The organism is Arthrobacter sp. AOP36-F1-5 (assembly GCF_058137995.1).
Genome location: NZ_CM176892.1, coordinates 3,374,398 through 3,396,023, shown reverse-complemented (window position 1 = coordinate 3,396,023; position 21,626 = coordinate 3,374,398). Strand labels below are relative to the sequence as shown.

Here is a 21,626-nt window from a genome sequence, read left to right as displayed (position 1 = left end):
GGGCGGGTTGCCGCTCCCCCTAGCTCCGCGGTTTCAGCCGGGCGTTGGGCATTTCCGGTGCCGGCAGAGCCGCTGGCTGCCCGGCTGGGAAGGGTCCGAAATCGTGGCCATCTGACGACCACTGAGAGGCTTCAGGGTCGATTTGCTGCTGCCACGCGGTCCGGAAGTCGACGAGTTCTTGGTGTGAACGCCCCACGAAGTTCCACCACATCACGATTTGTTCACCCAACGGTTCCCCGCCGATGAGGAGCAGGCGGGCCCCGCCGTCGAGCCCCCGCAACGACATCGATGTCGAACCCTGCGGGAGGTAGGCCAGATGGCCCATCGGGACCTCGGTTTCATCTACCAGGAGGCTCCCGGCGTCGAGCAGGAGCCCGTATTCGAAACCCGGTTCCGTATCTACGACGAGCGTGGCGCCTTCCTCGAGCCGGAGCTCGGCGCCCACCAATGGGCGGTGCACGGCGCTGGGGGCGCTGTCACCGAGCAATGATCCGAGAAAAACCCTGGCGACCCAGCCCTGACCCGAAATGGGGTCGGGGCGGTAGTGCTCGAACGCGGGTGCGGTGTCGCGGGAAGTATTCGGTAGGGCAATCCAAAGTTGGGCTCCATGCAAGATGGTGGTCTCGGGCGTGGAGAACTCCGAATGGCTGATGCCGCTGCCGGCCGTCATGAGATTCAGTTCCCCGGGGCGGACAACGGCCAGTGTTCCGGTGGAATCGCGGTGTTCGATTTCCCCGGAGAATAGCCAACTGACGGTTTGCAGGCCGGTATGCGGGTGGCGGGGAACGTTCATTCCCTGGCTGTCCGTCAGATCCCGGGGACCGTAGTGGTCAAGGAAGCACCAGGAGCCGATGAGACTGCGGCGGCGTTGGGGGAGCGTCCGTCGCACGTTCATGCCTCGGGGCCCTCCCAGGGGGACGTCGCGGGGAACCAGAAGTTCGGGTGTGGTGGTTCCGGACCCGGTGGTGGGACGGTCCGCGCAGAGGATTTCCGGGGGGTCCTTCTCGAAGTTACTCACGGTATGCCGGGTTCTTGGACCGGCGGCGTGGGTTCCCCGGGCGGCGTGCGCAGCCACCGGGCCGCCGCGACCACCATGAGGATCACGGCGATGCTCCAGGCCGGTACCGCGACCCAGACGGTCACGTGGCCGATCCGGTCGATGATCCCGATCCCCTGACCCTGACCGAACATCATGGACGATGTGGCCAGCATCCCCAGGGGGAAGACGATGGACCACAGGGCGGTTTCGTAGCGCATGTTGTGGTGGTGCACGACGTGGCGCCAGATCCCGAAGAGGATGAGCAGCGGGACCCACCACAGGCCCAGGGACCAGAGGATGAAGCTGGTTCCGCTGATGAAGCCGCGCGTCGCGGCGATGGCCTCGAAGCTGTCCGGCAGCTTCAACAGGGCACTACCGGCCAATACCGAGATGGCTGTCGCCCCCATGAAGATCCAATAGGTGGGGCTCAGATCGGCGGGCCGGTTGGCCCGGGTGATCAGCCGCAGGGTGATCAGGGTGCCGATCAGCATGTACAGCATCACCCCGACCCCCCACAGCGCCGCCGCCAGGGTTGCCAGTCCGTTGCTGGAATGGGCGCTGGCGACGCCCGCGGCGGCCGACGCCAGCGATTGGGTCGCGACGACCCAGAGGAACCAGCTGCCGTTGGCCGCGTTGAGGACGGGGGTGCCTTGCGGGCGCAGCAGCAGTACGCCGGGAATGAGGTACGTCAGCACCAGCCAGGCCAGGGCTGCCAGGCAGCCCAGGACCAGGGCGATGTCCGCCCGGTCGGTCATCACGTAGTGCAGCCCCAGGACGTCCAGCCCGGCGACGAAGCTGAAGAACCCGAAGGTCTTGGCCGGGGAGATGATGTCCGCGGCAAACTTCCCGGGGTGGGCGATGGCGCGCCAGAGTGTTGCGGCGATCAGGATCACCAGCGCCGTGATCGCCACCCAGAACAGGATCTCCGCCGGCACCGGTCGGCCGGACTTCAGCAGGGCCGCCGAGACGATGCCGGTGGCCATCACGAAGGCGAAGCACGAGGGTGGGAGATCGGAGATCGTCGCCGCGAATCTGCGTCGGAGGCCCGCCGGTGTGGTGCCGGGGGTGGGGGGCCGTGGCGAGGTCAGGGGTGCGGCTGGCATGGTCTGGATCCCTTCGGGCTGCTGGCGGGTGCTGTCAGCTTATCCTTGGCCGCTGGATTCAGCCTCCGGCGACGGACTGGATGATCAATACGTTCGCCCCGTCGGGGACCACCGTGTCCAGACCTTCCAGGACCCTGACATTCTCCCCGTCGATGAACACGTTGACGTAGCGGCGGATCGCTCCGGTCTCGTCGCGCAAGCGCCGGGCGAATCGGGGGTGTCCCTGCCCTGCGAGGTCCAGGAACCCCTCCAGCCGGGTTCCGGCGTCGTACTCGATCACGGCCCGGCGTTGCCGGCCCCAGAGGGGGGCCAACGTCGCGGGGATCTCGAGGTTGGCGTGGGCCATGGCCGTCACCGCACCGAGCCGGCGCGCAGGCTGAGGATGTCGGGCAGACGGGAGGCCACCTGGTGGAAGCTCCCACCTTCGTCACTGCTGGTGTGGACCTCGCCTCCGCGGGTCCCCAGATAGAGGCAAGCGGGGCCCTCGGGGTCAGGAACGTCGACGTCGGCGGCGTCGCGCAGCACGACGTTGTATTCGTGGTCCGGTAGTCCGCGGTGCTGTTCGGTCCAGGTGGAACCGGCATCGGTGGTGCGGTACAGGCTGAGTCTGCCTCCGGGTGGGATGCGTTGGATGTCCGCCTCCAGCGGCAGCGTCCAGGCCGTATCGGCACGGTGCGGGTGGGTCAGGAACGTGAAGCCGAAGTCGGAGGGCAGGCCGGAGGCGATATCGGCCCAGTGGTCGCCGCCGTCGTCGCTGCGGTAGACGCCGCCATGGTTTTGCGCGTAGAGCCGGTCGGGATTGGTCGAATCGGCGGTGATCCGGTGGACGCACTGGCCGAACTCCGGTTCCTCGGCGGGCAGGAACCCTGCGGAGATCCCCCGGTTCCTGGCCTGCCAGGTGCTGCCCCCGTCGTGGGTGCGGTAGACCCCGCCGGTGCTCATCGCCACGTGGACGGTCCCCGCGTCGGTGGAGTGGGGGACGATCGTATGGACGGCGGCACCGCCGAATCCCGCTCCCCATTCGGGGCGGTGTGGATGGTCCCAGAGGCCACGATTCAATTCGAAGCTCTCGCCGCCATCGGTGGATTTCCAGACGGAGGTCGGTTCACAGCCGGCCCAGATGACGCCGGGCCGCTCCGGGGTATCGGGACGTAGATGCCAGACCCGCTCCAGTGCGGCGCCGGTATCTGCGGGAAAGGCGATGGCTCCGTCTTCGGGTTCGGACCAGGTGGCCCCGAAATCATCCGAATGGACCACGGTCGGGCCCCAGTGCCAGTCGTTGAGTCCGGCGAGGATGCGCGGTTGCGGGCCGCGGCTGTCGATGGCGACGGAGGCTACTTCCTGGTTCAGGAAATGTGGCTCGCCCAGGGTGAAGTCGCGCCCGTTCCCGCTTGTGGCGATCCAGAGGCCCTTCTTCGTTCCGATGGCAATCATGGTGGTGGTCATGGGAGAAGTGCATCACCGGAAGAGGGCGTGGGCAATAGTTGTTCCACCGGGATGGAGAATCAATATTTCGTTGATGGATTGACAGCGTGGCCGTGACCGCGTTCACTTGATATTGCTCTGTGAGAAGAAACTTCCACAAGGCGAGATTTATTTTAGATGGTGTTGACCGCGGAATGTCACCCGTTCCGGACACGTCAGAGAGGCATGCATGAGTATCATCGACGATTCGCCCACCGCCGCCGGATCCGATCCGGAGGAGACCGCCGAATGGCTGGAGTCCTTCGACGGTCTGGTGGAGGCCAGGGGGACGAGGCACGCCTCGGACATCATGGGCAGCCTCTGGGAACGGGCCTCCAACCGCAGCGTGGAGGTTCCGCGGCCGCAGACCACCGATTACGTCAACACCATTGCGGTGGACCGTGAGCCGGAGTTCCCCGGCGATGAAGAGATCGAGCGTCGTTACCGCGCCTGGATGCGCTGGAATGCCGCCATCATGGTCCACCGCGGCCAGCACCCCGACATCGGGGTCGGCGGGCACATCTCCACCTATGCCGGTGCCGCGACGATGTACGAGGTCGGGTTCAACCACTTCTGGCGTGGCAAGGACCACCCCGGCGGCGGCGACCAGGTCTTCTTCCAGGGCCACGCCTCCCCCGGCATGTACGCCCGCGCCTTCATGGAAGGCCGGCTGAGCGAAGAGGACCTCAACGGTTTCCGGCAGGAGAAGTCCAAGAAGGGCCATGCCCTGCCCTCCTACCCGCACCCCCGTTCGATGCCGGACTTCTGGGAATTCCCCACCGTCTCCATGGGCATCGGCCCGGCGAACGCGATCTACCAGGCCCAGTCGAACCGCTACCTGCAGAACCGTGGCATCAAGGACACCTCCGACCAGCACGTCTGGGCGTTCCTGGGCGACGGCGAAATGGACGAGCCGGAATCGCGTGGCTTCCTGCAGCTGGCGGCCAACGAGAAGCTGGACAACCTCACGTTCGTGATCAACTGCAATCTGCAGCGCCTCGATGGCCCCGTGCGGGGCAACGGTAAGATCATGCAGGAGCTGGAGGCCTTCTTCCGCGGTGCCGGCTGGAACGTCATCAAGGTGGTCTGGGGCCGCGAATGGGACGACCTCCTGGAGAAGGACGTCGACGGATCCCTGGTGGACATCATGAACACCACCCCCGATGGGGACTACCAAACCTATAAGGCCGAATCCGGCGGATTCGTGCGCGAGCACTTCTTCGGCAAGACCCCGGCGACCAAGGAGATGGTCGCGGATCTGAGCGACGACCAGATCTGGAACCTCAAGCGTGGCGGTCACGATTACCACAAGGTCTATGCCGCCTATAAGGCCGCCACCGAGTTCAAGGGCAAGCCCACGGTCATCCTGACCAAGACGGTCAAGGGCTACGGCCTGGGCACGAGCTTCGAGGGGCGCAATGCGACCCACCAGATGAAGAAGCTCACGGCCGACAACCTGAAGGCCTTCCGCGACCTGCTGCGGATCCCGATCACCGATGAGCAGCTCGAAGCCGATCCGTACACCCCGCCGTACTACCACCCGGGCATGGACGCCCCGGAGATCAAGTACATGATGGATCGCCGGGCGGCCCTGGGTGGGGCGGTTCCCGAACGCCGGACCAAGCATGCAGAAGTCCATCTCCCCGAGGACAAGGCCTACGAAGTCGCCAAACGCGGTTCCGGCAAGCAGCAGGCGGCCAGCACGATGGCCTTCGTGCGTCTGCTCAAGGACCTCATGCGCGATAAGAAGTTCGGCAACCGGGTGGTCCCGATCGTCCCCGACGAGTCCCGGACCTTCGGCATGGATGCCTTCTTCCCGACCGCGAAGATCTACAACCCCGGCGGGCAGGAATACCTGTCCGTGGACCGGGATCTGGTGCTGGCCTATAAGGAATCCCCGCAAGGCCAGTTGATCCATCCGGGCATCAACGAGGCCGGCGCGGTGGCTGCCTTCACCGCGGCAGGGACCTCCTACGCCACGCATGGCGAACCGTTGATCCCCGTCTACGTGTTCTACTCGATGTTTGGTTTCCAGCGCACCGGCGACGCCTTCTGGGCTGCCGGTGACCAGATGGCCCGCGGGTTCATCATCGGAGCCACCGCCGGGCGGACCACGCTGACCGGCGAGGGCCTACAGCACGCCGACGGGCACTCCCCGATCCTGGCTTCCACCAACCCGGCAGTGGTCACCTACGATCCGGCCTACGGCTACGAGATCGGGCACATCATCAGGGACGGCCTGGAGCGCATGTACGGGGGCGAGCACGAAGACCCCAACGTCATGTATTACCTCACTGTCTACAACGAGGCGATTGCGCAGCCTGCCGAGCCCGAGGGCTTGGACGTCGAGGGGGTCCTGCGGGGCATCTACCTCCTATCGCCCTCCCAAACCGCGGGCCCGAAGGCCCAGGTGCTGGCTTCGGGCGTCTCGGTGCCGTGGGCCCTGGAGGCCCAGCAGCTCCTCGCCGAGGAGTGGGGCGTCTCCGCCGATGTCTGGTCGGTGACCAGCTGGAACGAACTGCGTCGCGACGGCGTCGCCGCCGAACGTGATTCCTTCCTCCACCCCGAAAACGAGGCGCGGCAGGCCTACGTCACCGAGAAGCTCGCCGAGGCCCAGGGGCCGGTGGTCGCCGTGAGCGACTATGCCAGTCAGGTTCCGGACCAGATCCGACAGTTCGTCCCGAACGACTTCGCGACGCTGGGGGCCGATGGCTTCGGCTTCTCGGACACCCGTCCCGCGGCTCGGCGCTTCTTCGGGATCGACGCACAATCGGTCGTGGTGCGCACGCTGCAGATGCTGGCGCGCCGCGGGGAGATCGATGCCTCGGTCGCCCGCCAGGCCCACGAGCGCTACGGCTTCGACCAGAACGCCGAATAGAGACCGTCAGCACCGCCGCCCGTCCCCTTGGGGGCGGGCGGCGGTGTCATGTGTGGGGCGTGGGCGGCGGCGCGGCGAGACGGGCGGCTGGCGTCGGGCGAGTGTCCTGGTGGCGGGTCCGTGTCCCTCGTGAAGGGGGCCGCCGACGGAGGAGGGTGCGAAGGCTCATCGCCGCTGCCCGCTGGGCCCCGCCGCATGCTGCCGGGGCCCGTGCCCTGGACGCAATAAAGCGCTGGTCGGGGTCGAGTGCTCCCCGGCCAGCGCTTCGCTGTCCGAATAATCGTCTGTGCCGCTCCGGTTCCGTTGGGGGCCGGTCCTCTGCCCGGTCCTGCCCGTGAACGCCTAGCGGGTGGTGGTGGCGCGGCGCCAGCTGGCGCCCAGCCGGGAGAAGAGGCCCGGCTTGCTGGGGGTGTGCAGCGGCGGGGCGAAGTCGGGGTCGAGGCCTCCGACGGCGTAGAAGGGCTCGGTGCAGGGGCGTGGCGTCGAGTGGCTGACCCGCGGCTGGTGCCCGGTGTCGTCCCGGCGATCCTGATCTGTGGTCATGCGGTCCTCCTCGATATGCTCGTTTTCCGGTAGTCGGAAAAACTATTTTGGGATATGGAATAAGTATGGACTCGATTTGATGGTCTGGCAAGGGGTGCTGGGATTTTTTCGAATGGCGCGGCAAGTTCTGCGCCCAGGTCAAGCCGCCGGCGGGCGGAAGGGGTGAAGAATGATCCGCCCTGCGTCTTGACAATCGATATGTGAGCGGGGTTACAGTAGATAACGAAATAAAAATTCCACCATACAGAAACATCGAGTCAACTTGAGGGCCAACCCTCGACGGTAAGGGTGTTCAGCGCCAAGGTGGAAGCAGTCTGACTGTGAAAGAGCTGACACCAATGGATCTCCAGGAATTCAACAATGCCACTGCCGAGCAGGCCGTTGCCACGTTGCGCCCCTGCGCAGACATCGACCGCTGGATCCAGGGCGTCGTCGACAACCGGCCGTATGCCGGGGTCGAGGACCTCCTCGCCCGCGCCGAAGCGGAGGCCACCCCCTTCAGTGCCGGTGAAGTAGATGCCGCCTTGGCGCATCACCCCCGCATCGGGGAGAAGGCCAAGGGCCAGTCGGCCGAAGCCACGCTCAGCCGGGACGAACAATCAGCGGTGGATGCGGAGTCGGAAACGGCACGCAGGATCCTGGAGGGAAACAAGGAGTACGAGCAGAAGTTCGGCCGGGTGTTCCTCATCCGTGCTGCAGGTCGCAGCGCGGAAGAGATCCTGGCCGAGTTGGAACGCCGCCAGGCGAACTCCGAGGAGGCCGAGAGTGCCGAGGTCGCCGTGCAATTGCGCGAGATCGCACTGTTGCGTCTCCGCGGACTCTTCGCCACCACCTAAGCATCGGCGCCGGGCCCCCGTCTTTGGCCCGCCCCCGCACCCAGCGACCCATCCCAAGGAGCAATTCGATGAGCGCAGCAGCGTCCGAACGCAGTCACATCACTACCCACATTCTCGACACCGGGACCGGGAGGCCCGCCTCCGGTGTCAAGGCCACGCTGGAAGCCAAGCAGGCGTCCGGCTGGCAAGAAATCGGCTCAGGAAGCACCGACCAGGATGGTCGGATCAACAACCTCGGGCCGGTCGCGGTTGAAGTAGGGCAATACCGAATCACTTTTGATACCGGGGCCTACTTCGGGAAGACGGGAACGGAAACCTTCTTCCCCGAGGTCGCGCTGGGATTCGTCATCGCCGACGAAGGCCAGCACTACCACGTACCTCTTCTTATCAGCCCGTTTGCATATTCGACATACCGAGGGAGCTAGACATGTCTACCACCGCTTCTAAGCCCAGCACCAAGATCGTCCTGGCAAAGAATCAATACGGCAAGGCCGAGGTCCGCCTGGTCAAGATCACCCGCGACACCGCCCGCCACGAGATCGAGGACCTCAACGTCTCCTCGCAGTTGCACGGCGACTTCGAAGCCGCGCACACCGAGGGAGACAACGGCCACGTCGTCCCCACCGACACGCAGAAGAACACCGTCTATGGCTTCGCCCGTGACGGAGTCGGGTCCCCGGAGAAGTTCATCAAGCGTCTCGGTGACCACTTCGTCTCCGAGTTCGATTGGGTGACCGGTGGGCGCTGGGCCGCGGAACAGTACTTCTGGGACCGCATCCAGGACCACGACCACTCCTTCTCGCGCAACATGAGCGAGGTCCGCACGGCGATCCTGGAGATCGCCGACGGACAGAAGAGCATCCTGGCCGGCATCTCCGGACTGACCGTGCTCAAGTCCACGGGCAGCGAGTTCCGCGGCTTCCCGGTCGACAAGTACACGACCTTGAAGGAGACCTCCGAGCGCGTTCTCGCCACGGATGTCAACACCCGGTGGCGCTACAACACCGAGGCTTCGACCTCGGAGGACACCGATTTCAACGGCATCTACGCCTCCGTGCGTGAATTGCTGCTCAAGGCCTTCGCCGAGACCCACTCGATGGCCCTGCAGCAGACGATGTACGAAATGGGCCGCCTGGTTCTCGAGACGCATCCCGAGATCGAGGAAATCCGTTTCTCGCTGCCGAACAGCCACCACTTCCTGGTGGACCTGTCGCCGTTCGGCCAGGACAACCCCAACGAGGTCTTCTTCGCGGCGGATCGCCCGTACGGCCTCATTGAAGCAACCATCCAGCGTGAAGGCGTTTCGCCCACGCACCCGATCTGGGAAAATGCCGCAGGCTTCTGCTAAGCGGTAGTACACGCCGGGCGCCCGCAGCATTGCGGGCGCCCGGCCCTCACGGAAGTGCACAAGGAGGTCAGCCGTGAAAGCCAAGCAACATCGAAACGCCACAGCAGTAGCCCGTCCGGAAGACGAGAAGCTACCACTGGGGCGCACCCTCGCCTATGGCTTGCAGCATGTGCTCACCATGTATGGCGGCATCATTGCTCCGCCACTGATCATCGGCGCGGCCGCGGGCATGGACAGCACCGATCTGGCCCTGCTGGTCGCATCCTGCTTGTTCATCGGCGGTCTGGCCACGATCCTGCAAACGGTCGGCGTCCCCTTCTTCGGCGCCCAGTTGCCGCTGGTCTAGGGCACGTCCTTCGCGTCCGTCGCGACGCTGGTCACCATCGTCAAGGGTGATGGTGGCATCCAAGCGGTCTTCGGGGCCGTCATGGTCGCCGCGGCCATCGGTTTCCTTGTGGCACCGTTCTTTGCCCGCATCATCAGATTCTTCCCGCCGGTGGTCACCGGTGTGGTCATCACCATGATCGGCCTTTCGCTCACCCCGGTGGCGGCGAACTGGTCCATGGGTGGCGACGATACGACGGACGACTACGGCTCCCTGGCCAATATCGGCTTGGCCGCGTTGACGCTGCTCATCGTGCTCCTGTTGAGCAAGGTCGGCAATGCCGCGATCTCACGCCTGTCGATCCTGTTGGCCATCGTCATCGGGACCCTGGTGGCCTGGGCGGTCGGCATTGCCGACTTCGCCACGGTCGGAGACGGCCCCATCTTCGAGATCCCCAAGCCGTTGGCCTTCGGCATGCCGGTCTTCGAAATCGGTGGCATCATCTCCATGACGATCGTGGTGCTGGTGATCCTGACCGAAACCACGGCAGACATCCTGGCCGTCGGCGAAATCGCCAAGACGCGTGTCGACTCCAAGCGCATCGGAGACGGCCTGCGCGCCGATATGATCTCCAGCTTCGTCGCACCGTTCTTCAACACGTTCACGCAGAGTGCCTTCGCCCAGAACGTCGGGCTGGTCGCCATCACCGGCATCAAGAGCCGCTTCGTGGTCACTGCCGGCGGCGGCATCCTGGTGGTCCTGGGCCTGCTGCCCATCCTGGGGCGCGTGGTGGCAGCCATCCCGCTTCCCGTACTCGGCGGCGCCGGCATCGTGCTCTTCGGCACGGTGGCAGCCAGCGGCATCCGTACCTTGTCGAAGGTCAACTACGACAAGGGGATGAACATGATCATCGTCTCCGCGTCGCTGGCCTTCGGCTTGATCCCCGTGGTCAAGGGCGACTTCTACGATGCCTTCCCCACCTGGCTGGCCACGATCCTGGATTCCGGCATCAGCTCCGCAGCCCTGATGGCCGTGCTGTTGAACATCCTGTTCAACGAGCTCAAGCTGGGTAATCCTTCCAAGAACGCCTCGGTGTTCGCTGCGTCCCCGCCGCGTATGGTCCGTGAGGACCAGGTGCACAGCCTGCAGGACGGGGACCACTACGAATCCGGCAAGCTGATCTCGGTGGACGGCGACGAGATCCCGGTGGTCAGCGTCGATGAGTACACCGTGGTCATGGCCGAGCATGTGAAGGCCTGTGAGGCCGAAGGCATCCCTGCGGCCCTGCCCGAGGGCATGGAGCCGGAGGAGGTCAAGCGCCAAGCCGAGAACGTCAAGGCCGTGCGTGAGAACGGTGCCACGGAAGCCACTGCCGCGCAGCCCGAGGCTGCTGGCCAGGAACTACGTGCCGACGCCCTCCACGAGCAGGACGAGGGCGAGACGGGTTCCTCGGAACACGGGGCCCATAGGGCCTAGGGTCCGGCCCCGCCGCCCCACGAATGAGAACAGCCCGCCTTCACCAGGGAAACCTGGTGAAGGCGGGCTGTTCTTTGTCCGATGCGGCTCTGTAACCCCGGATCATCCTGCCGTGGTGGCGCAGTCGCAGTGCGCGGGCCCTGGCTGACCGGCTGCGGGCCCCGGGCCTCGAGGCGGGAAGCCCGGGCCCGCAGCCGGGCCCGCAGCCGGGCCCGCAGCCGGGCCCGCAGCCGGGCCCGCAGCCGGGCCCGCAGCCGGTGCCGTGGGCCTAGGAGCCGTTGGAGCCGCGCAAGGCAGTGGCGATGGCATCGGCCACCCGCTGCAGGGCAGGAACGGCGCGATCACCGAAATCACGATCGACACGGGTGGTCGGGCCGGAAATGGAAACGGCCATCGGGGTCGGGGCGCCCGGAACGGCCATGGCGAAGCAACGCACTCCCAACTCCTGCTCCTCCTCGTCGATCGAATAGCCCGCCTTGCGGATGCGGTCGAGCTCGGCGTGGAGTTCCTTTAACGTCCCGATGCTGTGGGGCGTGGGGGTCGGCATGCCGGCCTGGCCGACCAGGCGGTCGACGCGCTCGGTATCCATGACCGAGAGGATCGCCTTGCCGGCCCCGGTGTCGTGGAGGTTGGCCCGGCGGCCCACCTCGGTGAACATCCGCACGCTGTGCGGGGAGGGGACCTGATTGATGTAGGTGATCATGTCGCCGTCGAGCACCGAGAGGTTCGCCGATTCGCCCAGCTCGTTGACGAGCGTCTTCAACAGCGGCGCCGCGACCGAGCCCAGTTGGCGGTTGGCGACCTCGCCCAACCTGATCAGGCGCGGGCCCAGCGCGTAGCGGCGGTTGGGCAGCTGGCGGACATGCCCGATGCCCACCAGCGTGCGCAGCAGCCGGTGGATCGTCGGCAGCGGCATCGGGGTTTCGGCCGCCAACTCACTCAGGGTGCATTCCCCGCCGGCCCGGGCGATGAGTTCTAGCAAATCGAAGGCGCGCTCCACTGATTGGACACCGGTGGCTGGTTTGGTGGGCATGGTTTCTCCTTGAAACGTGGTCGCCGGCCGGGGATGCCGCACGGTCTGGCCGGATATGGAGCGGCGTTTTGATCCAGAGTACTTGAAGTGGGAAAACTTTTTCCGTTAGCCGAGAAAGTTCATCCAGCGTTCGAGGAACGAATCTGTACGCTGACCTTGATTTTCCGTAGTACAAATAATATTATCCACTATACGGAAATGTTTTTTATGGCAGGTACTGCAAAAGCAGACCGACCATCAGTTCTAGTAGGAGGAATTCATGGCGAATCCCAGCCCCGGATATTCAATGACCCTGAGGGTCGAGGCACCGGCCAGCTTCACGGCCACGAGCGATCTTGCCGCAGCCGTCAGTGCTGCAGGCGGTGCGATCACGGCGCTGGATGTCACTGAATCAACCCACAGCATCATGGTGATCGACGTCAGCTGCAACACCACGGACGCCGAGCACGGCGAACGCATCCGCGAGGCACTGGACGACCTCGAGAACGTCACGGTCCGCAACGTCAGCGACCGCACGTTCCTGATGCACCTGGGCGGCAAGCTCGAAGTGGTTCCCAAGGTGGCCCTGCGCAACCGCGATGACCTCTCCCGTGCCTACACCCCCGGCGTCGCCCGCGTCTGCCAGGCCATCGCCGACGACCGCTCCAAGGCACGCAACCTGACGATCAAGCGCAACACCATCGCCGTGGTCACCGACGGCTCCGCGGTGTTGGGGCTGGGCAACATCGGCCCCGAGGCGTCCCTGCCGGTCATGGAGGGCAAGGCGGCCCTCTTCAAGCAGTTCGCCGACGTCGATGCCTGGCCGGTTTGCCTGGATACCCAGGACACGGATGAAATCGTCAGCATCGTCAAGGCCCTTGCCCCGGTCTACGGGGGCGTGAACCTCGAGGACATCGCCGCACCGCGCTGTTTCGAGATCGAGGCCCGCCTGCGGGAGGAACTGGACATCCCGGTCTTCCACGATGACCAGCACGGGACGGCCATCGTCACCCTGGCGGCCCTGCAGAATGCGCTGCGTGTGGTGGACAAGAAGATCGAGGACGTGCGCATCGTCGTCTCGGGTGTCGGCGCTGCGGGCAACGCCATCGTCCAGCTGCTGCTGGCCCGTGGGGCGAAGAACGTCATTGCCTGTGGCCGCAATGGTGCCATCGACCGCAACACCGAACACAGCGATTCCCACCGCGCCTGGTTGGCGGAGAACACCAACCCGGAGAACTTCAGCGGCACCCTCCACGAGGCCATGGTCGGCACCGATGTCTTCATCGGTGTCTCCGCCCCCAATATCCTCGAGGAGAAGCACATCGAGTCCATGAACGACGGCGCGATCGTCTTTGCCATGGCCAACCCCGACCCCGAGGTCGACCCGGTCGTTGCTGGCCGCCACGCAGCAGTGGTGGCCACCGGCCGCAGTGACTACCCGAACCAAATCAACAACGTGCTGGCGTTCCCGGGCTTCTTCCGTGGCCTGCTCGACGCCCACGCGGTTGATATCATCCCGGAAATGCTGGTTGCCGCAGCCGACGCGATCGCCGCGCGGGTGGACGACAACGAGCTGAACTCCGGATTCATCATTCCCAGCGTGTTCGACCCGCACGTCGCCGGAGACGTGGCCGACGCCGTAGTCGCCGCAGCACGCGGCAGCAAGTAGGAGGATCATCATGAGCATTTCACTAACGCACGTTCCCGACGTAGACGGAGCCCAGGACGTCCTGAGCGACGAGGCCCTGGCCTTCGTGGAGAAGCTGCAGCGTCGTTTCGCGGCGACCCGCGACGAGCTGTTGACCGCACGTCAGACGGCCCAGCAGGCCGCCTCCGAGAAGGGGACCATCGATTTCCTTCCCGAGACCGCAGAGGTGCGCGCCGGAGACTGGAAGGTCGCCGAAGCCCCCGAGAAGCTGCGCGACCGCCGTGTGGAGATCACCGGACCGGCCTCACCGGCCAAGATGGCCATCAATGCGCTGAACTCCGGCGCCAAGGTCTGGCTGGCCGACCTCGAAGACGCGTCGACCCCCACCTGGCACAACGTCGTCGACGCACTGGTCAACCTGGGCGAGGCGGCTCGTGGAACCTTGTCGTTCCGTTCGCCCGAAGGCAAGGAATACAACCTGCGGACCGATGCCGAGCTGGCCACCGTGGTGGTGCGCCCGCGCGGCTGGCACCTTCCCGAAGCCAACGTGCTCGTCGATGGCGCCCCCACCGTCGGTGCGCTGGTTGATTTCGGCCTGCACTTCTTCCACAACGCGAAGGAGCTGGCCGCCAAGGGCGACGGGCCCTTCTACTACCTGCCCAAGATGGAATCCCACCTCGAGGCACGGCTGTGGAACGACGTCTTCACCTTCGCCGAGGCAGAACTGGGCATCGAGCACGGGACCGTCCGGGCCACCGTGCTGATCGAGACGATCCCCTCCGCCTTCGAGATGGACGAGATCCTCTACGAACTGCGCGACCACGCGTCGGGCCTGAACGCCGGACGCTGGGACTACCTGTTCAGCATCATCAAGTACTTCCGCTCCTCCGGCGATAAGTTCATCATGCCGGACCGCGCCGATGTGGCGATGACGGCCCCGATGATGCGTGCCTACACCGACCTGTTGGTGCAGACTTGCCATAAGCGTGGTGCCTTCGCCATGGGCGGCATGGCCGCCTTCATCCCGAACCGCCGCGAACCGGAAACCACCGAGGCCGCCTTCAAGAAGGTCAGGGCCGACAAGACCCGTGAAGCCGGTGACGGCTTCGACGGTTCATGGGTGGCGCACCCGGATCTGGTGTCGATCTGCTCCGAGGTCTTCGGATCCGTGTTGGGCGATCGCCCGAACCAGCTGGACAAGCAGCGTCCCGAGGTCTCCGTCGGCGCCGAGGACCTCCTGGATGTCGCTTCTGCTCCGGGCCAGGTCACCGAGCAGGGGGTCCACGCGAACCTGTATGTCGCGGTCGCCTACACCGCCGTCTGGCTTTCGGGCAATGGTGCGGTGGCGATCCACAACCTGATGGAGGACGCCGCCACGGCGGAGATCTCCCGCTCGCAGGTGTGGCAGCAGATCCGCAACGGCGTCGTGGCCGACGACACCGGAAACACCATCACCGCCGAACTCGTCAAGGCCGCCCTGGCCGAGGAGATCGAGCGGCTGCGCACCGAAGTCGACGACAAGGAAACCTTCGAGAAGTACTACGTTCCGGCGGGCGAGCTCATCGGTCGTCTGGTTTCCGGGCGCGATGAGGACTTTGAAGACTTCCTCACGCTGCCGGCCTACCGCCTCCTGTCCACCGAGTTGGTGAACCGATGAGCGTAAGCCCGGTCCTGGACGAGACCATCCTCAAGACGGTCGAAACCCGGCTCGCGGCCACCGACAAGCTCCTGGAGCGTTCCTACCCGGGGGATAGCGGAGTCCGTCAGCCGGTGCATACCGCCTACGTCCCCGCCGATAAGTTCACGGCCGACACGCCGGCCCAGTGGGGCCGGCAGGCCCTGGCGGCCGCCCGCGAGTTCGGTGGGTTGGCCGTGCTGGCCCGCTCCGTGGGCCTCGACGCCGAAGGCGGCGCCGACGTCACCGCCGGGTCGCGCGCCGATCTGCTGGCCGAGCTCGTGGCCCAGAAGCTGGACAACGAGCCGATTGAAGACCTGCGCATCGACTTCGAAGACGGGTTGGGGGACCGGCCCGACGAGGAAGAGGACGCCCACGCCATCCGGGCCGCCCAGGAAGTGAACCGGGCCGTTGCCGCGGGCATCGCCCCGCCGTTCATCGGGATCCGCTTCAAATGCTTCGAGCTGCCCACCCGGCAGCGTGCCCTTCGCACCCTCGACCTGTTCATTGGCTCGCTGATGGACACCGGGGGACTGCCCGACGGGCTGGTCCTGACGCTGCCCAAGGTGACCACGGTGGCCCAGGTCGAGGCGATGGTCTTCGTATGCGAGAAGCTGGAGGCCGCCCACGGGCTGCCGGCACGGCGGCTGCGCTTCGAGGTCCAGATGGAAACCCCGCAGCTGATCCTCTCGGCCGAAGGCACGGTGCCGTCGGCCCAGCTGATCCACGCAGGACGGGGAAGGGTTTCGTCGCTGCACTACGGAACCTACGACTACTCGGCGTCGCTGGGGATCGCCGCGGAGTACCAGTCGATGGAGCACCCCGCTGCGGATCACGCCAAGAACGTGCTCCAGGTCGCGGTCGCCGGAACGGGGGTCCATCTCTCCGATGGGTCCACGAACATCCTGCCCATCGGCGAGCCGGACCATGTCAGCAAGGCGTTTGCCTTGCACGCCCGGCTGGTGCGCCGGCATCTGGAGCGGGGGATCTACCAGGGGTGGGACCTCCACCCGGCCCAACTGGCCACCCGCTACCTCGCGACCTACGCCTTCTACCGCGACGGTTTCGACGCAGCGGCCAACCGGTTGCGCAACTACGTGCACCAGGTCGAATCCTCGATCATGGACGAGCCGGCCACCGCGCGGGCCCTGGCCATGTTCATCTACCGCGGTCTGACCTGCGGTGCGTTGACGGCCAGCGAAGTCGAGAACGGCGTCGAAATCACCCAGGCACAACTCGGGGCCCTGGCTCTGGGTCGTCCCGCGATCAACGCAAAGGAAACCCATGTCTAAAACCAGCACCGCTCCGGTGGAGGCCCCCTACTACACGGCCCAGGGTGGTCATCCGCCCCAGACGGATCTGTTGACCGACCGCGCCGTGGTCACCGAGGCCTATACGGTCATCCCGCGCGGGGTCCTGCGCGATATCGTGACCTCGGTTCTTCCGGAGTGGACGGGAACCCGTTCCTGGGTCCTGAACCGTCCGGTGTCCGGTGGGGCGACCACGTTCTCCCAGACCATCGTCGAGGTGTCCCCCGGCGGCGGCTCGCAGAACCCCGAGCCGCAGCCCGAGGTGGAGGGATTCCTCTTCGTCATGCAGGGATCGCTGCGGTTGGTGATCGACGGAACGACCCACCAGCTCAGCGAAGGTGCTTTTGCCTTCATCCCCGCCGGGACCGCTTACAGCGTGAACAACGACGGCACGGAGGCTGCCAGCTTCCACTGGTTCCGCAAGCGCTACCAGCCGCTCGAGGGGCATACGGCCCGTCCGGTCGTCGGCAACGAGCGCGATCTGGAGCCCAAGGCCATGCCGGGTACCGACAATAAATGGCGCACCACCCGCATGCTCGACCCCGAGGACCTCGCGTTCGACATGCACGTGAACATCGTGACCTTCGAGCCCGGCGCCTCGATCCCGTTCGCGGAGACCCACACCATGGAGCACGGCCTCTACGTCCTGGAAGGCAAGGCCGTCTACCGGCTTAACGCCGACTGGGTCGAGGTGCAGGAAGGCGATTACATGTCGCTGCGCGCCTTCTGCCCGCAGGCTTGCTACGCCGGTGGGCCGGCGAACTTCCGCTACCTGCTCTACAAGGACGTCAATCGCCAGATTGCATTGTAGCGACCAATGAACAAACCGGCCGTCGGGGCTTCGTCCCGGTGGCCGGTTTTTTCGTGGGCCACCGACCGTGGTTGGGCTGCGGGCCACTGGCCCGCGGCCCCACCACCGCGGAGGCCCACACCCATTTCAGCCGAGGCCCTGATCAGAGGCCGAATCCAGCCCTCCCACGCCCCCTGAAGGTGCCGGGGGCAGCGTCCGGTGCTCCCGGACGGCCGGTCCGCGCGCCGACCGGCCGTGACCCCGAAGTCTTGACAGGTGATGCGGGACTCACCTAATGTTTTCAGTAGGCAGAAGTAAACTTCCACAATCTGGAAATGACCGTTCCGAAAGGAATCCACATGGCTTACACCGTCAACTGCTCCATCCTGCTGACCGAGCTCCCCTTGCTGGAGCGCCCGGCGGCAGCGAAGAAGGCCGGTTTCGACAACGTCGAGTTCTGGTGGCCCTTCGCCGAGGCCGTTCCGGCCGACGCCGAGGTGGAAAAGTTCGTCAGCTCGCTCGCCGACGCCGGCGTCCAGCTGACCGGACTGAACTTCCTGGCCGGCGAAATGCCCGCCGGAGACCGCGGGATTGTTTCCTGGATCGGCCGCGAGAAGGAATTCGCCGACAACATCGACGTCGTCGCCGCCATCGGACAGGCCACGGGCTGCCGCGGCTTCAACGCCCTCTACGGCAACCGCCAGGACGGCCAGTCGGCCGCCGAGCAGGACGAGCTGGCCCTGGCCAACCTCGTGGCCGCCGCGCGCGGGGTCGCCAAGATCGACGGCACCGTCCTGCTGGAGCCGGTCTCCGGCACCGAGGCCTACCCGCTGAAGACCGCCGCCGACGCTCTGGGCGTCATCGCGAAGACCCAGGAAGCCGGCGTGGACAACGTCAAGCTGCTGGCCGACTTCTACCACATGGCAGTCAACGGCGATGATGTCGCGGACGTCGTGAACAAGCACGCCGCCGACTTCGGCCACATCCAGATCGCCGACGACCCGGGACGCGGGGCTCCCGGAACCGGGAACCTGCCGCTGGGCGAGTGGATCGAGAGCAGCCGGGCCAAGGGCTACACAGGACCGATCGGCCTGGAATACAAGGCCTCCTCCGATGTCGCCTTCGACTGGTTGATTCGCCAGGGCGCCTAGGCCCCGACCGGTACGCACCACCAAAACTTCAAGGAGAACAACATGAGCGAAAACAAGAACGTTGCCTTCATCGGCCTGGGGATCATGGGCCTGCCCATGGCCAAGAACCTGGTCAAGGCCGGGTTCCAGGTGACCGGCTTCAACCGCAGCCCCGAAAAGGCCAAGGATCTGGCGTCGGCCGGCGGAACCGCCGCAGCCAGCGTCGCCGAAGCCGTCGCCGATGCCGACGTCGTGATCACCATGGTTCCGGACTCCCCGGACGTGGAAGCAGTTGTCCACGGTGAAGACGGGGTCTTCGCCAACGCCAAGAAGGGCGCACTGTGGATCGACAACTCGACCATCCGCCCCGATGTCGCCGTGGTCCTGGCCGATGACGCCCGCGCCGCCGGCCTGCGCCCCCTCGACGGACCGGTCTCCGGTGGCGAGGCAGGAGCCGTCGACGGCGTGCTGTCCATCATGGTCGGTGGCGAGAAGGCCGACTTCGACGATGCCGCGGCCGTGCTCGATGCCATCGGCAAGACGATCGTCCATGTCGGTCCCTCCGGATCCGGCCAGACGGTCAAGGCCGCCAACCAGCTGATCGTGGCCTCCAACATCCAGGCACTCTCCGAGGCCGTGGTCTTCCTGGAGGCCTACGGCGTCGACACCCAGGCCGCGCTATCGGTCCTCGGTGGCGGCCTGGCCGGCTCCAAGGTCCTGGACCAGAAGGGCCAGAAGATCCTGGACCGCAACTTCGACCCGGGCTTCCGCCTGGCCCTGCACCACAAGGACATGGGCATCGTCACCTCCGCAGCCCGCGAAGCCGGCGTCGTCCTCCCGCAGGGGGCCCTCGTGGCCCAGCTCGTGGCCTCCACCGTCGCCAGCGGCGACGGCTCGCTGGACCACTCGGGTCTGTTCCGTGGTGTCGAGCGCCTGTCGGGTAGCTCCGACTCCAAGTAAGTGGCCCGGGGTCCGGCACCGGGCCCCGCGCTTCCTCCGCCAGCTAGGCGGCGTCCGCCGCACGTCGCTCACCGGCCGGCTTCCGCCCCGCACGGGGCGGTCCCCACAGCCCGGCCGCCGGTACCTATGTTCGGTTCGTACCGGCGGCCGCCCAAACTTCACTATTTCCGGCCCCCCTCCGGGGCCCTCCACCAAGGAGAACACCATGACCAAGATGCGCACCGTGGACGCGATCGTCCTCATCCTCGAGAAGGAGAACGCCACCGAGGCCTTCGGCCTTCCCGGGGCGGCCATCAACCCGCTGTACTCGGCCATCAAGGCCCACGGCGGCATCCGCCACACCCTGGCCCGCCACGTCGAGGGCGCCTCGCATATGGCCGACGGCTACTCCCGCGCTGCCGCCGGGAACATCGGGCTCTGCCTGGGTACCTCAGGGCCCGCCGGCACCGACATGATCACCGGCCTGTATGCCGCCCAGGCCGACTCCATCCCGATGCTCTGCATCACGGGTCAGGCCCCGGTTGCCAAGCTGCACAAGGAGGACTTCCAGGCAGTGGACATCGAGTCCATCGCCAAGCCGCTGTGCAAGATGGCCTCCACCGTCCTGGAGCCGGGACTGGTTCCCGGGACCTTCCAAAAGGCCTTCCAGCTCATGCGCTCCAGCCGTCCCGGCCCGGTGCTGATCGACCTGCCGATCGACGTCCAGATGGCGCAGATCGAATTCGACATCGATGCCTACGAGCCCCTCGGCGTCGAGAAGCCCAAGGCCAGCCGCAAGCAGGCAGGCAAGATCCTGGACATGCTCTTCGCCTCGGAGCACCCGGTGATCATCGCCGGCGGCGGCATCATCAACGCCGATGCCTCCGACGACCTGGTCCGCCTCGCCGAACTGCTCAACGTCCCGGTCCAGCCCACGCTGATGGGCTGGGGTGCCATCCCCGATGACCACCGCCTGATGGCCGGCATGGTGGGCCTGCAGACCCACCACCGCTACGGCAACGTGAACTACCTGGACTCGGACTTCGTCCTCGGTGTCGGGAACCGCTGGGCCAACCGCCACACCGGTGGCCTGGACACCTACACCGCCGGACGCAAGTTCGTGCACGTGGACATCGAGCCCACGCAGATCGGCCGCGTGTTCTCCCCCGACCTCGGCGTCGTCTCCGACGCCGGTGAGGCCCTGCGGGTTCTCATCGAGGTGGCCACCGAGCGTCGCGACGCCGGCACCCTGCCCGACTACTCCGAGTGGGCGCAGACCACCGCGGACCGCAAGGGCGAGGGCCACCGCAAGACCAACTTCGACAACGTCCCGGTCAAGCCGCAGCGTGTCTACCAGGAGATGAACTCGGCCTTCGGTCCGGAAACCACCTACGTTTCCACCATCGGCCTGAGCCAGATCCAGGGGGCACAGATGCTGCACGTCTTCGGCCCGCGCCGCTGGATCAACGCCGGACAGGCAGGCCCGCTGGGCTGGACCGGACCGGCAGCACTCGGCGTCGTCCGCGGCAAGCCCGGCAAGCCGGTCGCCGCCCTCTCGGGTGACTACGACTTCCAGTTCATGATCGAGGAGCTGGCCGTCGGCGCGCAGTTCAAGCTGCCGTACATCCACGTGGTCGTGAACAACTCCTACCTGGGACTGATCCGTCAGTCGCAGCGTGGATTCGAGATGGATTACCACGTGTCCCTGGCGTTCGATAACATCAACTCCCCCGAGACCGAGGGCTACGGCGTGGACCACATCAAGGTGGCCGAGGGGCTGGGCTGCAAGGCCGTCCGGGTCAAGGACCCGAAGGACCTGGCCAAGGGCTTCGCCGAGGCCAAGAGCCTCATGGAGGAGCACTCGGTGCCGGTTGTGGTCGAGGTCATCCTCGAGCGCGTCACGAACATCTCCATGGGTACCGAGCTGAACAACGTCACCGAATTCGAGGATCTGGCCGAGACCGTGGCCGATGCCCCGACGGCGCTCGTTCCGCTGAAGCCGGCCCGTGAGGCGGCAACGGCCGGCGCGTAGCCACCGGAAACGGTCAACGGCGGGCGGAACCGGGAGCCATGCTCCACGGGGTCCGTCCGCCGTTCCGCGTCCATCCAC

At 66.0% G+C, this 21,626-nt stretch carries 17 protein-coding genes and 1 pseudogene; 12 read left to right on the top strand and 6 right to left on the bottom strand.

All coding sequences use genetic code 11. The annotated features are described in order from the left end of the window. Positions 1-19: 19 nt before the first annotated feature. The 4 genes from AC3ZI9_RS15650 to AC3ZI9_RS15635 are packed head-to-tail and all read right to left on the bottom strand — an operon-like array spanning position 20 to position 3,588. A complete protein-coding gene (locus tag AC3ZI9_RS15650) occupies positions 20-1,018 on the bottom strand; it encodes a pirin family protein (RefSeq protein WP_444554829.1) in 999 nt (332 codons plus the stop codon). After that, entirely contained in the window at positions 1,015-2,142 is a 1,128-nt protein-coding gene (locus tag AC3ZI9_RS15645; RefSeq protein WP_444554828.1) for a tellurite resistance/C4-dicarboxylate transporter family protein, read from the bottom strand. Before AC3ZI9_RS15645 ends, AC3ZI9_RS15650 begins: the two co-directional genes overlap by 4 nt. 58 nt (positions 2,143-2,200) lie before the next feature. After that, a complete protein-coding gene (locus tag AC3ZI9_RS15640) occupies positions 2,201-2,488 on the bottom strand; it encodes a MoaD/ThiS family protein (protein WP_444554827.1) in 288 nt (95 codons plus the stop codon). Between the two features lie 5 nt (positions 2,489-2,493). Beyond that, the gene (locus AC3ZI9_RS15635) at positions 2,494-3,588 is read right to left on the bottom strand and encodes a beta propeller repeat protein (protein WP_444554826.1); all 1,095 of its coding nucleotides are present in this window, start codon (positions 3,586-3,588) and stop codon (positions 2,494-2,496) included. Between the two features lie 208 nt (positions 3,589-3,796). Here AC3ZI9_RS15635 and aceE point away from each other — a divergent pair, with 208 nt between their 5' ends. Further along, positions 3,797-6,484: a pyruvate dehydrogenase (acetyl-transferring), homodimeric type gene (gene aceE, locus AC3ZI9_RS15630; RefSeq protein ID WP_444561115.1), complete on the top strand. Its 2,688-nt coding sequence runs from the start codon at positions 3,797-3,799 to the stop codon at positions 6,482-6,484. A 342-nt stretch (positions 6,485-6,826) separates the two neighbouring features. Here aceE and AC3ZI9_RS15625 read toward each other — a convergent pair whose 3' ends face one another. After that, positions 6,827-7,027, bottom strand: a complete 201-nt coding sequence (locus AC3ZI9_RS15625; RefSeq protein ID WP_444554824.1) for a hypothetical protein — start codon at positions 7,025-7,027, stop codon at positions 6,827-6,829. Between the two features lie 338 nt (positions 7,028-7,365). Between AC3ZI9_RS15625 and uraD the strand changes: the two genes are divergently transcribed. The 4 genes and pseudogenes from uraD to AC3ZI9_RS15605 all read left to right on the top strand — a co-directional run. Continuing rightward, positions 7,366-7,863 carry a 2-oxo-4-hydroxy-4-carboxy-5-ureidoimidazoline decarboxylase gene (gene uraD, locus AC3ZI9_RS15620; RefSeq protein ID WP_444554823.1) on the top strand — a complete coding sequence of 166 codons (498 nt, stop codon included), beginning with the start codon at positions 7,366-7,368 and terminating at the stop codon, positions 7,861-7,863. Between the two features lie 68 nt (positions 7,864-7,931). Then, a complete protein-coding gene (gene uraH / locus AC3ZI9_RS15615; RefSeq protein ID WP_444554822.1) occupies positions 7,932-8,288 on the top strand; it encodes a hydroxyisourate hydrolase in 357 nt (118 codons plus the stop codon). A gap of 2 nt (positions 8,289-8,290) precedes the next feature. Beyond that, positions 8,291-9,211, top strand: coding sequence for a factor-independent urate hydroxylase (gene pucL / locus AC3ZI9_RS15610; protein WP_444561116.1), 921 nt, complete (start codon positions 8,291-8,293; stop codon positions 9,209-9,211). 73 nt (positions 9,212-9,284) lie between these two features. After that, positions 9,285-10,760, top strand: a pseudogene (locus tag AC3ZI9_RS15605) (nucleobase:cation symporter-2 family protein); the annotation flags it as partial. Positions 10,761-11,280: 520 nt separating this feature from the next. On the opposite strand, the gene AC3ZI9_RS15600 reads toward AC3ZI9_RS15605, so the two are convergent. After that, positions 11,281-12,045, bottom strand: a complete 765-nt coding sequence (locus AC3ZI9_RS15600) for an IclR family transcriptional regulator (protein ID WP_444554820.1) — start codon at positions 12,043-12,045, stop codon at positions 11,281-11,283. Positions 12,046-12,304: 259 nt separating this feature from the next. Between AC3ZI9_RS15600 and AC3ZI9_RS15595 the strand changes: the two genes are divergently transcribed. The 7 genes from AC3ZI9_RS15595 (at position 12,305) to gcl (ending at position 21,548) form a co-directional block, all read left to right on the top strand. Continuing rightward, entirely contained in the window at positions 12,305-13,693 is a 1,389-nt protein-coding gene (locus AC3ZI9_RS15595) for an NAD-dependent malic enzyme (protein WP_444554819.1), read from the top strand. A gap of 10 nt (positions 13,694-13,703) precedes the next feature. Further along, positions 13,704-15,329 carry a malate synthase A gene (gene aceB, locus AC3ZI9_RS15590; protein WP_444554818.1) on the top strand — a complete coding sequence of 542 codons (1,626 nt, stop codon included), beginning with the start codon at positions 13,704-13,706 and terminating at the stop codon, positions 15,327-15,329. After that, the gene (locus AC3ZI9_RS15585) at positions 15,326-16,639 is read left to right on the top strand and encodes a DUF6986 family protein (RefSeq protein WP_444554817.1); all 1,314 of its coding nucleotides are present in this window, start codon (positions 15,326-15,328) and stop codon (positions 16,637-16,639) included. Before aceB ends, AC3ZI9_RS15585 begins: the two co-directional genes overlap by 4 nt. Then, the gene (locus AC3ZI9_RS15580) at positions 16,632-17,468 is read left to right on the top strand and encodes a bifunctional allantoicase/(S)-ureidoglycine aminohydrolase (protein WP_444554816.1); all 837 of its coding nucleotides are present in this window, start codon (positions 16,632-16,634) and stop codon (positions 17,466-17,468) included. Before AC3ZI9_RS15585 ends, AC3ZI9_RS15580 begins: the two co-directional genes overlap by 8 nt. Positions 17,469-17,806: 338 nt before the next feature. Continuing rightward, positions 17,807-18,598, top strand: coding sequence for a hydroxypyruvate isomerase family protein (locus AC3ZI9_RS15575; protein WP_444554815.1), 792 nt, complete (start codon positions 17,807-17,809; stop codon positions 18,596-18,598). A 42-nt stretch (positions 18,599-18,640) separates the two neighbouring features. Further along, complete coding sequence (locus AC3ZI9_RS15570; RefSeq protein WP_444554814.1) at positions 18,641-19,537, top strand: 2-hydroxy-3-oxopropionate reductase; 897 nt, start codon at positions 18,641-18,643, stop codon at positions 19,535-19,537. A gap of 205 nt (positions 19,538-19,742) precedes the next feature. Then, positions 19,743-21,548 (top strand): glyoxylate carboligase, encoded by a 1,806-nt coding sequence (gcl, locus tag AC3ZI9_RS15565; RefSeq protein WP_444566093.1) that lies wholly within the window; start codon positions 19,743-19,745, stop codon positions 21,546-21,548. Positions 21,549-21,626 lie beyond the last annotated feature (78 nt).

Bases quoted from the DNA above. Each gene is read 5' to 3' on its own strand.
- AC3ZI9_RS15645 (WP_444554828.1), bottom strand. From the start codon at position 2,142: ATGCCAGCCGCACCCCTGACCTCGCCACGGCCCCCCACCCCCGGCACC.
- AC3ZI9_RS15580 (WP_444554816.1), top strand. From the start codon at position 16,632: ATGTCTAAAACCAGCACCGCTCCGGTGGAGGCCCCCTACTACACGGCC.
- AC3ZI9_RS15635 (WP_444554826.1), bottom strand. From the start codon at position 3,588: ATGACCACCACCATGATTGCCATCGGAACGAAGAAGGGCCTCTGGATC.
- uraH (WP_444554822.1), top strand. From the start codon at position 7,932: ATGAGCGCAGCAGCGTCCGAACGCAGTCACATCACTACCCACATTCTC.
- aceB (WP_444554818.1), top strand. From the start codon at position 13,704: ATGAGCATTTCACTAACGCACGTTCCCGACGTAGACGGAGCCCAGGAC.
- AC3ZI9_RS15600 (WP_444554820.1), bottom strand. From the start codon at position 12,045: ATGCCCACCAAACCAGCCACCGGTGTCCAATCAGTGGAGCGCGCCTTC.
- AC3ZI9_RS15625 (WP_444554824.1), bottom strand. From the start codon at position 7,027: ATGACCACAGATCAGGATCGCCGGGACGACACCGGGCACCAGCCGCGG.
- AC3ZI9_RS15575 (WP_444554815.1), top strand. From the start codon at position 17,807: ATGGCTTACACCGTCAACTGCTCCATCCTGCTGACCGAGCTCCCCTTG.
- pucL (WP_444561116.1), top strand. From the start codon at position 8,291: ATGTCTACCACCGCTTCTAAGCCCAGCACCAAGATCGTCCTGGCAAAG.
- uraD (WP_444554823.1), top strand. From the start codon at position 7,366: ATGGATCTCCAGGAATTCAACAATGCCACTGCCGAGCAGGCCGTTGCC.
- AC3ZI9_RS15640 (WP_444554827.1), bottom strand. From the start codon at position 2,488: ATGGCCCACGCCAACCTCGAGATCCCCGCGACGTTGGCCCCCCTCTGG.
- AC3ZI9_RS15570 (WP_444554814.1), top strand. From the start codon at position 18,641: ATGAGCGAAAACAAGAACGTTGCCTTCATCGGCCTGGGGATCATGGGC.
- aceE (WP_444561115.1), top strand. From the start codon at position 3,797: ATGAGTATCATCGACGATTCGCCCACCGCCGCCGGATCCGATCCGGAG.
- AC3ZI9_RS15595 (WP_444554819.1), top strand. From the start codon at position 12,305: ATGGCGAATCCCAGCCCCGGATATTCAATGACCCTGAGGGTCGAGGCA.
- AC3ZI9_RS15585 (WP_444554817.1), top strand. From the start codon at position 15,326: ATGAGCGTAAGCCCGGTCCTGGACGAGACCATCCTCAAGACGGTCGAA.
- gcl (WP_444566093.1), top strand. From the start codon at position 19,743: ATGACCAAGATGCGCACCGTGGACGCGATCGTCCTCATCCTCGAGAAG.